This window comes from Rufibacter sp. JT3400010 (genome assembly GCF_054956755.1).
The window spans coordinates 84,247-97,418 of sequence record NZ_JBUDXA010000004.1 but is presented as its reverse complement, the minus strand read 5'-3'; the positions used below and the strand labels follow the sequence as shown (position 1 = coordinate 97,418).

The 13,172-nt window shown below is 49.3% G+C and carries 14 protein-coding genes; 11 read left to right on the top strand and 3 right to left on the bottom strand.

Going from position 1 to position 13,172, the window contains the following annotated elements; translation table 11 throughout:
* Nucleotides 1–39: 39 nt before the first annotated feature.
* Both ACY0JR_RS05500 and ACY0JR_RS05495 read right to left on the bottom strand, forming a co-directional pair.
* The gene (locus ACY0JR_RS05500) at nucleotides 40–876 is read right to left on the bottom strand and encodes a PorV/PorQ family protein (RefSeq protein WP_462632938.1); all 837 of its coding nucleotides are present in this window, start codon (nucleotides 874–876) and stop codon (nucleotides 40–42) included.
* Nucleotides 877–1,378: 502 nt separating this feature from the next.
* Nucleotides 1,379–3,685: a S46 family peptidase gene (locus ACY0JR_RS05495; RefSeq protein WP_462632937.1), complete on the bottom strand. Its 2,307-nt coding sequence runs from the start codon at nucleotides 3,683–3,685 to the stop codon at nucleotides 1,379–1,381.
* Nucleotides 3,686–3,751: 66 nt separating this feature from the next.
* Between ACY0JR_RS05495 and yidD the strand changes: the two genes are divergently transcribed.
* The 7 genes from yidD (at nucleotide 3,752) to msrB (ending at nucleotide 8,342) form a co-directional block, all read left to right on the top strand.
* Nucleotides 3,752–3,982 carry a membrane protein insertion efficiency factor YidD gene (yidD, locus tag ACY0JR_RS05490; protein WP_462632936.1) on the top strand — a complete coding sequence of 77 codons (231 nt, stop codon included), beginning with the start codon at nucleotides 3,752–3,754 and terminating at the stop codon, nucleotides 3,980–3,982.
* A gap of 79 nt (nucleotides 3,983–4,061) precedes the next feature.
* Complete coding sequence (locus ACY0JR_RS05485) at nucleotides 4,062–4,589, top strand: hypothetical protein (RefSeq protein ID WP_462632935.1); 528 nt, start codon at nucleotides 4,062–4,064, stop codon at nucleotides 4,587–4,589.
* A gap of 93 nt (nucleotides 4,590–4,682) precedes the next feature.
* Nucleotides 4,683–5,426 carry a DUF4184 family protein gene (locus ACY0JR_RS05480; RefSeq protein WP_462632934.1) on the top strand — a complete coding sequence of 248 codons (744 nt, stop codon included), beginning with the start codon at nucleotides 4,683–4,685 and terminating at the stop codon, nucleotides 5,424–5,426.
* A gap of 145 nt (nucleotides 5,427–5,571) precedes the next feature.
* Nucleotides 5,572–6,327 carry a DUF4184 family protein gene (locus ACY0JR_RS05475; protein WP_462632933.1) on the top strand — a complete coding sequence of 252 codons (756 nt, stop codon included), beginning with the start codon at nucleotides 5,572–5,574 and terminating at the stop codon, nucleotides 6,325–6,327.
* A 4-nt stretch (nucleotides 6,328–6,331) separates the two neighbouring features.
* Entirely contained in the window at nucleotides 6,332–6,769 is a 438-nt protein-coding gene (locus ACY0JR_RS05470; RefSeq protein WP_462632932.1) for a nucleoside deaminase, read from the top strand.
* A gap of 126 nt (nucleotides 6,770–6,895) precedes the next feature.
* Nucleotides 6,896–7,441, top strand: coding sequence for a metal-dependent hydrolase (locus ACY0JR_RS05465; RefSeq protein ID WP_462632931.1), 546 nt, complete (start codon nucleotides 6,896–6,898; stop codon nucleotides 7,439–7,441).
* 316 nt (nucleotides 7,442–7,757) lie between these two features.
* Nucleotides 7,758–8,342 (top strand): peptide-methionine (R)-S-oxide reductase MsrB, encoded by a 585-nt coding sequence (gene msrB, locus ACY0JR_RS05460; protein WP_462632930.1) that lies wholly within the window; start codon nucleotides 7,758–7,760, stop codon nucleotides 8,340–8,342.
* Nucleotides 8,343–8,449: 107 nt separating this feature from the next.
* Here msrB and lgt read toward each other — a convergent pair whose 3' ends face one another.
* The gene (gene lgt / locus ACY0JR_RS05455; RefSeq protein ID WP_462632929.1) at nucleotides 8,450–9,277 is read right to left on the bottom strand and encodes a prolipoprotein diacylglyceryl transferase; all 828 of its coding nucleotides are present in this window, start codon (nucleotides 9,275–9,277) and stop codon (nucleotides 8,450–8,452) included.
* Between the two features lie 191 nt (nucleotides 9,278–9,468).
* Between lgt and ACY0JR_RS05450 the strand changes: the two genes are divergently transcribed.
* From ACY0JR_RS05450 to ACY0JR_RS05435, 4 genes are all read left to right on the top strand, one after another.
* The gene (locus ACY0JR_RS05450; RefSeq protein WP_462632928.1) at nucleotides 9,469–10,482 is read left to right on the top strand and encodes an NAD(P)/FAD-dependent oxidoreductase; all 1,014 of its coding nucleotides are present in this window, start codon (nucleotides 9,469–9,471) and stop codon (nucleotides 10,480–10,482) included.
* 4 nt (nucleotides 10,483–10,486) lie between these two features.
* Entirely contained in the window at nucleotides 10,487–10,813 is a 327-nt protein-coding gene (locus ACY0JR_RS05445) for a 2Fe-2S iron-sulfur cluster-binding protein (protein WP_462632927.1), read from the top strand.
* A gap of 197 nt (nucleotides 10,814–11,010) precedes the next feature.
* On the top strand, nucleotides 11,011–11,649 hold the full coding sequence (locus ACY0JR_RS05440; RefSeq protein ID WP_462632926.1) for a hypothetical protein: 639 nt from the start codon (nucleotides 11,011–11,013) through the stop codon (nucleotides 11,647–11,649).
* A 426-nt stretch (nucleotides 11,650–12,075) separates the two neighbouring features.
* Nucleotides 12,076–12,840, top strand: coding sequence for a LuxR C-terminal-related transcriptional regulator (locus tag ACY0JR_RS05435; RefSeq protein ID WP_462632925.1), 765 nt, complete (start codon nucleotides 12,076–12,078; stop codon nucleotides 12,838–12,840).
* Nucleotides 12,841–13,172: the final 332 nt, after the last annotated feature.

Sequence of the window (13,172 nt, the reverse complement as noted above, 5' to 3'; positions counted from 1 at the left end):
TTAGGCCAATTAATAAGAAAACGAGCCAAAAACAGCGCTTCATGGCTGTGGCTCCTTTTTCAGCTGATAGCCTACTGACAAGTGGTTGCTGAGCCCCAACTGGTTCTGCGCACCCAACGCATACGCCACCTGAAACTGTTTGAACCGGACATCTACGCCCGCCGAGCCCGTTCTGGTACCTGTGTTGAATCCTGTCCTGAGCCCCAAGGCGGGTAATAACCTATATTCAATGCCTCCCTTCACCGCTACCGCATGCTCCAACTCCTTTTCGGCCTCCAGAACCAGCAACACTTTGGTGGCGGCCTGAAAACCCAAGCCAATCTTCATAACAGTAGGCACGCGCTCATCTTCAAACTCCGCTAGTTTGGCTTGATTGATATTATAGATGTGCGCCCCAAACGTAAGTCCCGGCACTATCTCAGATTGGATGCCCATGCTCAGGGCCACGGCTTTGCGGCTGCCCCACTCCTTTACCCTTACTTGCAGTAAATCGGCCTTTAAACCCAACCGAACCACGCCCAATTGGTGCGCCACCCCAATGCCCAGCCGCTGCTCGTTGTACAAGTCTCCGCCGAAGCGTTGCACGTCAAGCCCTACGGTTCCCACCTTTGCCAGCGGATACACCGCCAACAGCCCTACGGTGGTGAGTTCTTTGATGGAAAACCGGTTATGGGCGTAGGCACCCAACTCCAGCTGCTTCTGAGCGGCAATACCCGCCGGATTATTGCTTAAGGACCAGACATCGGTTAAGGTGACGGCAGCTCCGCCCAGGCTTACCGCCCTGGCACCTACTGCAGAATTGGTCACTTGGCCATGACAGTAGAAAGCATGACATAAACAGGTAAGCAACAGGCTGTAGCGTAGCAGTTGGAGCATAGGCAGACAAGAATTGACCAATGCTTCTACTACGAATAACGCAATAAAATAGCCTTAATTTAATATTAATATTTTCTATATTTAGCTCCCTAGATGTATTACCCAAACCCTGATTACATGAAGAAACTTTTTACCTCGCTGTTATCTACTGCCAGTGTAAGTCTGCTGCTTTCTTTCTCCTCTCCTTTTGCTGAAACTTCTGCTTACAATCCACAGTGTACGGCTACTGCCAAATCAACCGGAAAGCAGTGTAAAAACAGACAGTGGGGTAAATGTGAGCAGGTACTTTGTTACGTACATTGTAAGTAAGCTCACCTCTAGTCAGCCCTGCCGCAGAAGCCTTTCCGCTTATTTGGTGAAAATACGAAGCAAGGGCGAGGGTATTACTTTGGCTTTGAGGCAGGGAAATACAGAATCCTTTTACTTTTAAAGCAATAAAAAAACGCCTGGAGAAGCTCCAGGCGTTTTAAGTCTATCTTTTGAAAATCAGGCCGAAATCAGCTTAGCTTTTCTTTTTCTTCACTTCCTTCTTGATTTTAGTCTCGTTGCCTTTCCTCTTGATCTTAATCTCAGAATCGGCGGTTTCAATTTCCATCTTGCCGCTCATGTTCACGTCATTGATGGCGGGGTTGAAGGTGTTGTTCGGGTTTCCTTTGTCTACCAAGGTCATCTCGTTTACCAGGTGACCAGCGCCGCCTAGTTTGTCCATCACGAAGAGCACGTACTTGATGTCTACGTTGATGCAGCGCTTGTACTCAGGGTCAAACACCAGATCACCGGTCATGGCTTCCCAGTTACCGTCGAAAGCCAGGCCCATCAACTCACCACGACCGTTAATGACCGGCGAGCCGGAGTTACCGCCCGTAATGTCATTGTTGGTGATGAAGCCCACGCGCAGCTCGCCGTCTTGCCCGTAGCGGCCAAAATCTTTCTTATTGTACAACTCCATCAATTTAGCTGGCACGATGAACTCTGGGTTGGTAGGGTCTTCTTTCTCAGCGATGCCTTGCAGCGTAGTGTAATACTTGTACTGCACGCCATCGCGGGGTTCGTAGTCTTTTACCGTTCCGTAGCTTAAACGTAGCGTAGAGTTAGCGTCTGGGTAGAACACCTTGTTCGGCTGCATTTCACGTAAGCCTGCCACGTACAGACGGTTGGCGCGGCCCAAGGCAGCGTTATATTCGTTCAGCTTAGGCAGCACGTTGTCCTGGTAGTTGGTTTGCACGGCGCGCATGAACTTGAAAGCTGGGTCCGTTTCCAGGGTCTTTAGCGTAGGATTGGCCAAAAACGCGTTGGCTTTGGCTTCTGAGGAAAGCAGGGATTTGCTGTACACATCGGCGGCCCACTTCTTGAAATCACCTTTGTAGGTAGACGTCAGGTCTTTGAAGATATCGGCGTGCTGGGCTTTGGGTACATCGTTGTAGTACATCTGCATCAGCTCCGCAAAGATTTTCTGGTCAGAAGAGGGCACGTAGCTGGCGTAGAACTCTTTGTTCATGCCTTTGTAAGCTTCAACTAATTGTTGCATAGCCGCTTTGTCTCCGTTTCCGGCTTTAAGCATATTGTACAACGGCGTGTACTGGTACGCGTGCGCAATCAACTGCGGTGCCAAAGCGGCTTCGGAACGATAAATTGACGACAAGTTGTAGCTGCGTTGTCCGGCGTAGGAAGCGTTGATATCTGCCAGAGCGTTGCCGTAAAGGGCTTTGCGGTTGGCGTTTCCGTTAGCCCACTCCTGGAAGGCTTTCTCTTCAGAGGCTTTCTTTTCCAGCGTTTTCATGCGCTTGATGCCTTCGTTCTGCCCGATGTAGTATTTGTAATAGTTGCTGATGCTGGCGTACTCAGAAGCCAGTTTCAGACGATTGGCCGGCGATGCGTCCATGGCTTCTTTCATCAAAGCCAGACGGCGTTCGCGCAATTTGATACGGGCGGGGTTGGATTGCTCCACCGCCATGCTCAGACCTGAACCAGCCATAAAGCGCGTAGTACGGCCCGGGAACCCGAAAACCATAGAGAAATCGCCTTCTTTCACGGGGCTCATAGAGACCGGCAAATGGTGCTTCGGACGATACGGGACGTTCTTCTCAGAATATGTGGCTGGTTTTCCGTCTGGGGCCATGTACACCCGGAACACTGAGAAATCGCCGGTATGGCGCGGCCACATCCAGTTGTCGGTATCGCCACCAAACTTCCCGATGCTTTCCGGCGGAGTTCCCACCAGGCGCACATCAGAGAAACGCTCGTACACGAACATGTAGAACTCGTTGCCATTGAAGAAATCGCGCACGTAACTCACGTACTGGCCGTTGTTTTTAGCGGCATCAGCAATGGACTTGGAACGCTCGGCTACCAAACGGGCACGCTCCTGCTCTGGCGTTTGCGGCGTGATGCCCTGCAGCACCTGGCTAGTCACGTCTTCCATGCGCACCAGAATGTCTACAAACAGGCCTTCGTTTTTCTTTTCCTGCTCGCGGGTCATGGCCCACCAGCCGTTCTTCAGGATGTCATCCTGCGGGGTAGAGTTGTTGGCGATGGCATCATAACCGCAGTGGTGGTTGGTGAGCAGCAAACCTTCTTTAGACACGAACTCGCCGGTACAGAACCCTCCGAACTGCACAATGGCGTCTTTCAGGCTGGCGTTGTTCACGTTGTAGATTTCCTCGGCGGTGAGTTGCAGGCCTTGTTTCTGCATATCCACGTGGTTGAGGCGCTTTACCAGCAGCGGCAACCACATGCCCTCATCGGCGCGGGCTGTCATAGACAAGCCCAGGCAGCCCACAAGGAGTAAGCTATAGATCTTTTTAAGCATAACGTTTGTTAGTTAGAAAAACCAAAGGTAAGGATTTATGACTTTTTTTCCCGAAACTAGCAGTATATGCAGGTAATCAACTGGCTTTTCAAGCACTTATTCCTGGCGTTGGTGTGGGTGTACCGCTACCTGATATCGCCGCTTACGCCCGGCAGTTGCCGCTTCACGCCCACCTGCTCTGGGTACGCGCACCAGGCTATTGTGAAGTACGGCCCCTTCAAAGGCGGCTGGATGGCCCTGAAACGAATAGGCCGCTGCCAACCCTGGGGCGGACACGGGTACGATCCGGTGCCGTAGAATCTCTAAGAACTATAACTCCAAAATACCTTAGTGATGGAGTTGATCAAAGGCAATTAATATTATTGAGATTCTACTTATGAAAAGATTATTTCTATTAATGCTTGCCTTAGGCGCATCAACGTTAGGTTATACCCAAACTCAAAGCAGCGACTCCATTGGCAAAAACATACTAAAGATGTATGAAAGTAAATTGTCTTTTAAAAAGCCAGACAATTCTTTTACTCCATTAATTGGTGAGAGTGGTTACGAAAGTTCTACCTTGAAAGCGAAGGTGGTTGCTGTTATTATACCGGCCCCTTTTGAGGGAGTAAGGAACAGCATACAGAAAGGCTCCAAAACAAATACTTTTTCTAATATGACAACTGTTTATTTAGACAGTTTTACCGTTAAGAACAACGGAAGAGAGATGTTTGTCAACGTTTCAAAAATTCTTTCACCAGACACTATTCAGCATGAGCATTACACAATGCTCCAAGGCTTCCTTCGTATACCCAATGCAGGGTATTGTATCTCTGTGAATGCTGCGTACCCTAAATCGAAGGATTCTCCTGCACTGCGTAATAAACTTATAGAGGTTTTCTTGACGGCTAAAGAGGATGATTAATTGGAATTTCTACAAAGCTAAAGGATTTATCGCTATATGGGGAGCGCATCCATTTCCTTCTCCTTGCCGTTAAGGTGATTTAAGTTTGTTCCCATGCCCTTCACTTTTTCGCACCCTGCTGTTGTATTGCCCTTGATTAGTTTGCCCCAGAGATGGCGCTCGGCCACGGGGTTGATTGTGGGCAGCATGGCGCCGGATTTTGAGAAGTTCATCCGGATGAGTTTGCACGACCCCTACAGCCATACCTGGCCCAGTATCTTCTACTTCAACTTGCCGGTGGGGCTGCTGGTTTGCTTTCTTTTTCACGTAATTGTTAGGGATACGCTCATTGACCACTTGCCCTATTTCCTGCGGAAGCGCTTCAACCGGTTCAAGCAGGTTGACTGGAAGACGCATTTCAAAAAGCACTGGCCGGTGGTGTTGCTGTCTTTGCTGATAGGAATTGTCTCGCACTTAGTCTGGGATGCGTTTACCCACAAAGAAGGCCGAGGGGTGCGCATGTTCCCGTTTCTGTTGCAGGAGGTGTTGCCAGAGCCTTTCAGCCGACCCTGGTTTACGTTCTTACAACAGGTACTGTCTGTGATTGGCGGTTTTGTGATGGCCATTTTTATTTATGAGCTTCCGCAGGAAAGAAGACCGTTGGAGAAGAAATCCATTCTGGGGTTCTGGTTTACGTCTGGCGTGATTGTGTGTGTGGTGGTTGCGCTATGGTTTTTGGGCGGCGGCATGCGAAACCGGTATTATATCTTTGTGGCGGCTATCTCAGCGGGATTGCTAAGCCTGATTATTCTGCCTTTCCTGATCAAAATCAAGCAACTGGTTTTCTCCAGATCCTGATAACACGAAGCATTTAAAGGCTTCAACGCTACTGCTCTTTTTGGCCTAGATTTGGAAAACTGGGCTTAAAACAAGCCAAGAACCTTTCTCCTTACGGGCGGCTTTGTACCTTTGGGCACTCTTTCCTGATTCTTACCTCGCGTTCATGTCTTTTACCTTTTCCCATCCGGCGGTAGTGCTGCCGCTGCTGGCACTTCCTAAAAAGTGGCGCTCTGGCACAGGGCTGGTGATTGGCAGCATGGCTCCTGATTTTGAGAAATTCCTGAGCATGAGCGAGCATGACCCTTACAGCCATACCTGGTGGGGAATCTTTTACTTCAACCTGCCGCTGGCATTGCTGCTCTCCTTTCTTTTTCACCTGGTGGTACGCAATGCGCTAATCCAGAACTTACCTGCGTTTCTGCGGCGGCGACTTCTGAAATACACCGCGTTTGATTGGGTCGCTTATTTCAGGCAGAAGTATGGCGTGGTGCTCCTTAGCATCATAGTAGGCACGTTCTCCCATTTAGTACTGGATGTACTTACCCATTCGCCGGGGCACCGGGAAGAAATATTGCCCTTTCTGGAACTGGGAACAGATGCTTTAACCAAACCCATTAGCAGACAGATGACTGGTTTATGGATGCAGAGTATTGTTTCTTTGGTTGGCCTGTTGGTTTTGGCGGGATTTATTTTTCGGCTTCCCAAACAAAAGGAAGTACCCAAAAATAAAAGAAGAAAAAGTACGTACTGGTTAGTGGTTATAGCAGTGATGGCTGCGGTGGTGGGAATCAGATCGCAACTGGGCGATGGCATTACGTTAGACCCTTACCACCCTACCATTGTGCTCATCTCGGCGGGGCTCATTAGTCTGGTGGTTTCGCCGGTGCTGTTGGGCCTCAGACATTATCGTAAACAATAGAACTATGAACGAATTTTTGCAAGCCGCCCTGGAAGAGGCGAAGAAAGGATACGAAGAGGGTGGTATTCCCATCGGGTCTGTGTTGGTGCACAACGGCAAGATCATCGGCCGGGGCCACAACAAACGGGTGCAGGACGGCAGCGCCATTCTGCACGGCGAAATGGATGCTTTGGAAAATGCGGGCCGTCAACCCGCCTCGGTGTACCGCGAGTGCACCATGTACACCACTTTGTCGCCATGCTCCATGTGCTCGGGCACCATTCTGCTGTATGGCATTCCCAACGTAGTGATTGGCGAAAACAAGTCGTTTATGGGCGAGGAAGAACTGCTGCGCTCGCGCGGGGTAAACATCACAGTAGAAGACAACCAGGAGTGTTATGAGCTTATGCAGCAGTTCATCCAAGAGAAACCCACCGTCTGGAACGAGGACATTGGGGTGTAATTTCCGGGTTCTGCGTTTCGGCTTTTTTCTTTACTTTAAGGCCTGAAACGCCACCACCTTTGGCATGGATTAAACGGCAGCACTTCAAGCTGCCGTTCTTTTTTCAAGACAGACAAGAAACAAGAAATGGCATCAGCATTCGCCCACGCGCTTCTGGCAGTTACCCTGTGCAAAGGATACCAAGAGCACGGGAACCCACGGAAATTCCTGCTTCTAGGGGCATTCTGCACCATTTTCCCCGATGCGGATGTGATCATGTTCAAGTTCGGGGTGCCGTATCATCATTTTCTGGGTCACCGCGGGTTCTCTCATTCTCTGGTATTTGCCCTGTTGCTTGGCGTGTTCATCACCGCCCTTTTCTACCGGAATACGTCTCTGTTTTCAAAGCGCGGCTTAACGCTCATCAGTTTCTTCTTTCTTTGCACCGCCTCCCATATTTTGCTGGATGCCCTCACCAACGGTGGCTTGGGCGTGGCCGTGTTCTCCCCTTTTGACAACTCCCGCTATTTTCTGCCCTGGCGTCCCATACAAGTTTCTCCCATAGGCGTGGGAAGGTTTTTCAGCGAAAGCGGGTTGGCCGTGATCCAAAGCGAAATAGGCTGGGTGGCCTTGCCGTGCCTGGGGCTTTTCCTGGTGCTTGCTGTCTTTAAGAGATTTACCGCATCTAAGTAGCTTGTGTCTACAAACAAGAAAATAAGAATCTCCTCTTTTTACTGTCATCCTGAAAGGATCTTGGTGGCGAACGATAAAAGCGTTTCTTTAAAGCATGACTAGTTTGCCCACAAGATCCTTTCAGGATGACAAAAGAGGGAGTGTTTTTGATTTGTTCCTTTACTTAATATTAGGCGAACCTAGTTTAGAGGCTACATTTTGATAACCAGGCTAAAAGCAATAGGCTGCGGTGCCTGAATTGCCTGACATAGAAATCCGTAAACTATTGGGAGTTCGTATCTGTTATGCAGTTACATTTTTCCTACAATTCTTCCTCATGAAATCCACCTTCCTCCTATATTTCCTCTGCATGCTCCCGCTCATGAGTTGCCAGAGTTCCGCAGATAAAGTTTCGCAACATGCCGCTCCTACGGCAACCGCGATGGTCATGGCCCATCAAAACCCTGCGACTGCTCAGAACCCCAAGAACCCATATTATTCCCGCACCGATACCACCACCCTGCACGTTTCTGATGCCGAGTGGAAGAAAGTATTACCGCCCCATTTGTACCAGGTGGCCCGCAAGAAAGACACGGAACGCGCGTTCACCGGCAAGCTCTGGAACTACACCGGCATAGGCACCTACTACTGCGCCGCCTGCGGGAACAAGTTGTTTGCCTCTGATGCTAAGTTTGCGAGTGACTGCGGCTGGCCGAGTTTCTTTGAGACTTTCCGGAAAACGGCCGTTAAATACGAAGCAGACAACTCTTACGGCATGGAACGCATAGAAGTCCTTTGCGGCCGTTGCGATGCCCACTTAGGCCACTTGTTTGATGATGGCCCCGCTCCTACCTACAAACGCTACTGCATGAACTCCGTTTCCCTGGACTTTGTACCCAACAATGGTTTAATGGCCAGATAGATTCAGCGTATACATTAAGGCTATAAATAAAGAAGAGTCGGGGCCCTGCAGTTTACGCCGCAGGGCCCCGACTCTTTTATGCTGATTTTCCAAAAACAGGTGAAAACCTACGCGCTTACTTGCCTGGGTTGGCGAGGTTGTCTGGCAGCATAAATCAAAACTCCTATGCCCACCAGCACCAACGGAATACTCAGCCATTGGCCCATGTTCAGGGGCAATTTATCTTCAAAGGCTTCCTGGTTTTCCTTCAGGAACTCAATCAGAAACCTGAACGTGAACAGCAGTGTCACAAATAGACCAAACAAGAATCCTCTTATTTGTCCGGCACCGCGTTTCCAAAGCGTGTACAGCAGAATGAACAGAAGTACGCAGAAAAGGCTCTCGTACAACTGCGACGGATGCCGCGGATCTACGTACGCAGGTACGCCGTTGAATATCTCGTTGTTCCGCATAAACTTAAACGCCCACGGCACATCACTGGGCCGGCCAATAATCTCAGAGTTCATCAAGTTCCCTAATCTGATGCAGGCTCCGCCTACGGCTACCACAATCACAATTCGGTCTAACACCCACAGGTAATCAAACTTGTGTTTGCGGCAGAACAGGTACAGGGCAATCAGAATACCTATGGTACCGCCGTGGCTGGCCAGACCGCCTTCCCAAATCTTGAAAATCTCAATAGGGTTAGACAGGTAATGCACCGGATCATAGAACAGACAATGCCCTAGGCGTGCGCCAATTACGGTACCCACAATCATGTACATGGTCAGGATGTCCACGTCTTCATCGGTACGGCCGTCTTTGCGGTAAATGTACTTCTCAATAGGTTGGGTGAGCACAAACGCCATGGCGAACAGCAGACCGTACCAGCGAACCGTTACCGGACCCAGAGAAAAAATATCGGGAGAAACGTCCCAGGTGATAAAGTTTAGCATGTAGAAACAGTTAGGAGCGCTAAAATTACAATTTAATCTATGAGGGGCAAGAATCAGTTCTGCTTCTTAGGAAACACTTTTGGCTAAAATGATGTTACTTTGTGGGCGCAAACCTGAACGTGTGTGGTTTGCGTCATGATGATGGCAGAAAAGCAAATGCCTGACTGCCGGTTAGAACTACTATACTTTATATGTCAACTGTAACTACTGATATCTGTATTATTGGCGCCGGGCCGGTGGGGCTTTTTGCCGTGTTTGAAGCGGGGCTTCTCAAAATGAAGTGCCACGTGGTAGACGCGCTGCCCCAGGTAGGCGGTCAGCTTTCTGAAATCTACCCCAAAAAACCCATCTATGACATTCCGGGCTTTCCGTCTATTCTGGCCGGTGACCTCATCAAGAACCAGATGGAGCAGATTGCCCCCTTCCACCCTACCTTCACCCTGGGTGAGCGCGTAGAAGACCTGGAAAAACTGGAAGACGGTTCGTTTAGACTAGTTACAAACGAAAACACTGAGATTTTCTGCAAAGTAGTAGTCATTGCCGGGGGCTTGGGTTCTTTTGAGCCCCGCAAACCCGCCATTGACAACCTGTCCAACTTTGAAGGCGGCAAAGGCGTGAACTACATGATTCTGGACCCAGAGCACTACCGTGACAAGCGCGTGGTACTGGCCGGTGGCGGAGACTCTGCCCTGGACTGGGCTATTTACTTAGCTGATGTCGCCAAAGAGCTTACGTTAGTACACCGCGGTACTACCTTCAGAGGTGCCCCAGAATCTGCCGCCAGAGTGGCCAGCTTAGCCGAGGAAGGCCACATGCGCCTGTTATTGAAGTCTAACGTTACTGAAGTACACGGCAACGGCAAACTAGATGCGGTGACTCTAGTGCCAGACGGCGCAGACCCTTACCAAATAGAAACTGATTACTTTATCCCGCTTTTCGGGTTGGTGCCTAAGTTGGGGCCGCTGGAAAACTGGGGACTGGAACTGGAGAAATCTGCCATTGTGGTGAACACTGTAGACTACAGCACCAACGTGCCCGGCATCTACGCCATCGGCGATATCAACACGTATCCTGGCAAACTGAAGCTTATTCTGTGCGGGTACCATGAGGCGGCTTTGATGGCGCAGAGCGCGTACTCCATCATCAACCCAGACAAGAAATTCGTTCTGAAATACACTACCGTGAACGGAGTGCCAACCATGTAATGCCATGCAAGAAGACATCACCGTTTACGTAGAAACCCCCACTGGCGAGCGTATTGCCGTTCCCGCCCCTACAGACATGGGCTTGAGCCTGATGGAAGTATTGAAAGCCAGCGAATTCAACGTACAGGCTACCTGCGGCGGAATGGCGCTTTGTGCTACCTGCCATGTACAGCTGGTGGAAGCTCCTGAGCTTCCGGAGGCCTCTGATGACGAGCTATATACCTTGGAAAACTTACCCAACCCTACCAGCACTAGCCGCCTTTCCTGCCAAATCAAGGTCACCCCAGAGTTGGACGGCACTGTATTACGCGTCATGGCCGATTTTGAGTAAGATTCTTCTTTCATAAATGAACTCCCGGCAGTTATTTTCCAAGTAGCTGCCGGGAGTTCTGTTTTAATGCCGTTTCTGGAAAAAGAACCAGAAAAGGATATCAAATGGAAGAACACTTTCCCGGCGCAGCGGCACCGCTTGCAACTCCCCTCCCCTTCCTCTATCTTACAACAACCCTTCATCATCCGTACGCTTTTATGCCCACCAGAACTTTTACGCTACCTTCCCAAGAAACCATCACGGTTCAATGGAGTTTCAACTGGAAGAACATGACCATCACGCAGGATGGTACCGTCATAGGCCAGATTCCCAACGCAAAAGAGTTAAAGAAAGGACAAACCCTTCCGCTCTCTGACGGTCGTTTGCTTTTGGTGCAGTTGAAGCAGCAAGGCATCAACCCTGAGCTGGAAGTGCTGCTAGAGGGGCAACCAGTGCCCGGCAGCGGCACCCACCCGCAGGAGCAAGTGAAAACCGCCCAAGCCGTGCTGTGGTTTATTGCCGGCTTCAACATCCTGCTAGGGCTTCTAACCGAACTGTTCCACCTGGAATTCCTGAGTGCGCTGGGTTTGGGCTGGGGTGCCATCCTGATTGGGGCCGTTTACCTGCTGTTGGGCTATCTGGTGAAGAAAAAACAATCACTGGGTGCCCTGTATGTGGCCATTGGGTTACTGGTGCTAGACATGGTGTTTACGGTTGTCTACGCCACTGAAACAGGTGCCAACCCCGTTTCGGGACTTATCATTAAATTCATCTTCCTTACCCGGTTGGTCATTGGGAGCAAGGCGCTGAAGCGGATTAAACACGAAGAATTGCTGCTTCAGAATCAAGTAAGTTAAAAGTTCCCGTCCATACGGAGCCTCCTGTAGGAAGCCCGTGCTTTCAGGTTATTTTCAGAAAAATAACCTGAAAGCACGGGCTTCCTTTTTTTACACGGAGCTGGCAATCTATTCTGCTGTAAGGCGCTTGAACAGGCTTTCTCAGGGTGGAGGCGTCCTCTCGTCGTTTTCATTTTCCATCGCAAAGCTGAAACACGTTCTACCTCCAGTTTCCGGAAAACAGAGGGAAAACGAGGTTCATTTTACCAGAGAACAAAGCTTAACGGAGTTTTATACCAGAGAAAGCATGACTAAAATCATTTATAACCTATTTTTTGGTAAAATATTGCAATTAATGTGAGACTTTCTTTTTCTAATACGTAACTTTAGATAAACACTTATTGCAGAAAGACATACCGTATTTGATACTTTTAACGCGTAAAGAAGATGAGAGTAGTTGCATTTGAAGAGGCCCGAAAAATCTGGCAACAGATATCCAAAGATTCTTCCGTTCCTGAACTGAAATACGAACTGGAGATTCATAAGAAACTGCTGAATATCTTTGAGGTAGGAGAGTTCTATTATTACATTTTCAACTGCCAGGAAGCCAAGATTGAGTATGTCAATGAGAATGTGACGTGCCTGTTGGGCTACCATCCTGAAGACTTCACCGTGCCTGCCATTCTGGACAGAATACACCCCGACGATCTGCCGTATTTCCTTAATTTTGAGAATGCCGTTACCGAGTTTTTCCTGCAACTGCCCCCAGAGAAAAGCCTCAAGTACAAAGTGCGCTATGATTACCGCATCAGGAAAGCCAACGGCGAGTACCTCCGCATTCTTCAGCAGGTAGTCACCATCCAAGCCGATGAGACAGGGGCCGTGCTGCGTACCCTAGGTGTCCATACCGACATTTCCCACCTCAAAAAAGAAGGAAAACCTACCCTCTCTTTCATTGGGCTGGAAGGCGAACCCTCTTACCTGGACGTGAACGCCAAGCACATTTTCTGCTCAGACAAGGAAGTGCTAAGCAAACGGGAAAAGGAAATCCTGTCTTTGCTCATCTCCGGAAATCATAGTCCCGAGATTGGCGAGAAACTCTACATCAGCCAACACACCGTAAACACGCATAGGAGAAATATTCTGGCTAAAACCGGCGTCGCCAGTACCTCAGAATTAGTGGCGAAAGCCGTGCGCGAAGGTTGGTTGTAGGCACAAGTAAGTGGAGCACCAGTGTGCATTCAGGCTCTTTTCTATAAACTAGCTATTAACCAGCTTTGACGAATCTAAGATAACATCTCCCTATCGTCCTCTACCCTTCCTTCCTTTTTTCATCCTGAAAGGATCTTGTGGACGGACCAGACAATCGTTACGTAAGCGCATAACCATCCCAACATAATCCTTGCAGGTTTACAAAAGGAAATCACGTATAATAGATAAGGGCAACCATAAAGGGTTGCCCTTATCTATTATACCATTAGCCGGTACGCACTTTGCTTACTACCTCAAGTTTTAACCCTTCTGGGGCATATTCGCCTTCACCC

Bases quoted from the DNA above. Each gene is read 5' to 3' on its own strand.
- ACY0JR_RS05500 (WP_462632938.1), bottom strand. From the start codon at position 876: ATGCTCCAACTGCTACGCTACAGCCTGTTGCTTACCTGTTTATGTCAT.
- ACY0JR_RS05495 (WP_462632937.1), bottom strand. From the start codon at position 3,685: ATGCTTAAAAAGATCTATAGCTTACTCCTTGTGGGCTGCCTGGGCTTG.
- yidD (WP_462632936.1), top strand. From the start codon at position 3,752: ATGCAGGTAATCAACTGGCTTTTCAAGCACTTATTCCTGGCGTTGGTG.
- ACY0JR_RS05485 (WP_462632935.1), top strand. From the start codon at position 4,062: ATGAAAAGATTATTTCTATTAATGCTTGCCTTAGGCGCATCAACGTTA.
- ACY0JR_RS05480 (WP_462632934.1), top strand. From the start codon at position 4,683: ATGCCCTTCACTTTTTCGCACCCTGCTGTTGTATTGCCCTTGATTAGT.
- ACY0JR_RS05475 (WP_462632933.1), top strand. From the start codon at position 5,572: ATGTCTTTTACCTTTTCCCATCCGGCGGTAGTGCTGCCGCTGCTGGCA.
- ACY0JR_RS05470 (WP_462632932.1), top strand. From the start codon at position 6,332: ATGAACGAATTTTTGCAAGCCGCCCTGGAAGAGGCGAAGAAAGGATAC.
- ACY0JR_RS05465 (WP_462632931.1), top strand. From the start codon at position 6,896: ATGGCATCAGCATTCGCCCACGCGCTTCTGGCAGTTACCCTGTGCAAA.
- msrB (WP_462632930.1), top strand. From the start codon at position 7,758: ATGAAATCCACCTTCCTCCTATATTTCCTCTGCATGCTCCCGCTCATG.
- lgt (WP_462632929.1), bottom strand. From the start codon at position 9,277: ATGCTAAACTTTATCACCTGGGACGTTTCTCCCGATATTTTTTCTCTG.
- ACY0JR_RS05450 (WP_462632928.1), top strand. From the start codon at position 9,469: ATGTCAACTGTAACTACTGATATCTGTATTATTGGCGCCGGGCCGGTG.
- ACY0JR_RS05445 (WP_462632927.1), top strand. From the start codon at position 10,487: ATGCAAGAAGACATCACCGTTTACGTAGAAACCCCCACTGGCGAGCGT.
- ACY0JR_RS05440 (WP_462632926.1), top strand. From the start codon at position 11,011: ATGCCCACCAGAACTTTTACGCTACCTTCCCAAGAAACCATCACGGTT.
- ACY0JR_RS05435 (WP_462632925.1), top strand. From the start codon at position 12,076: ATGAGAGTAGTTGCATTTGAAGAGGCCCGAAAAATCTGGCAACAGATA.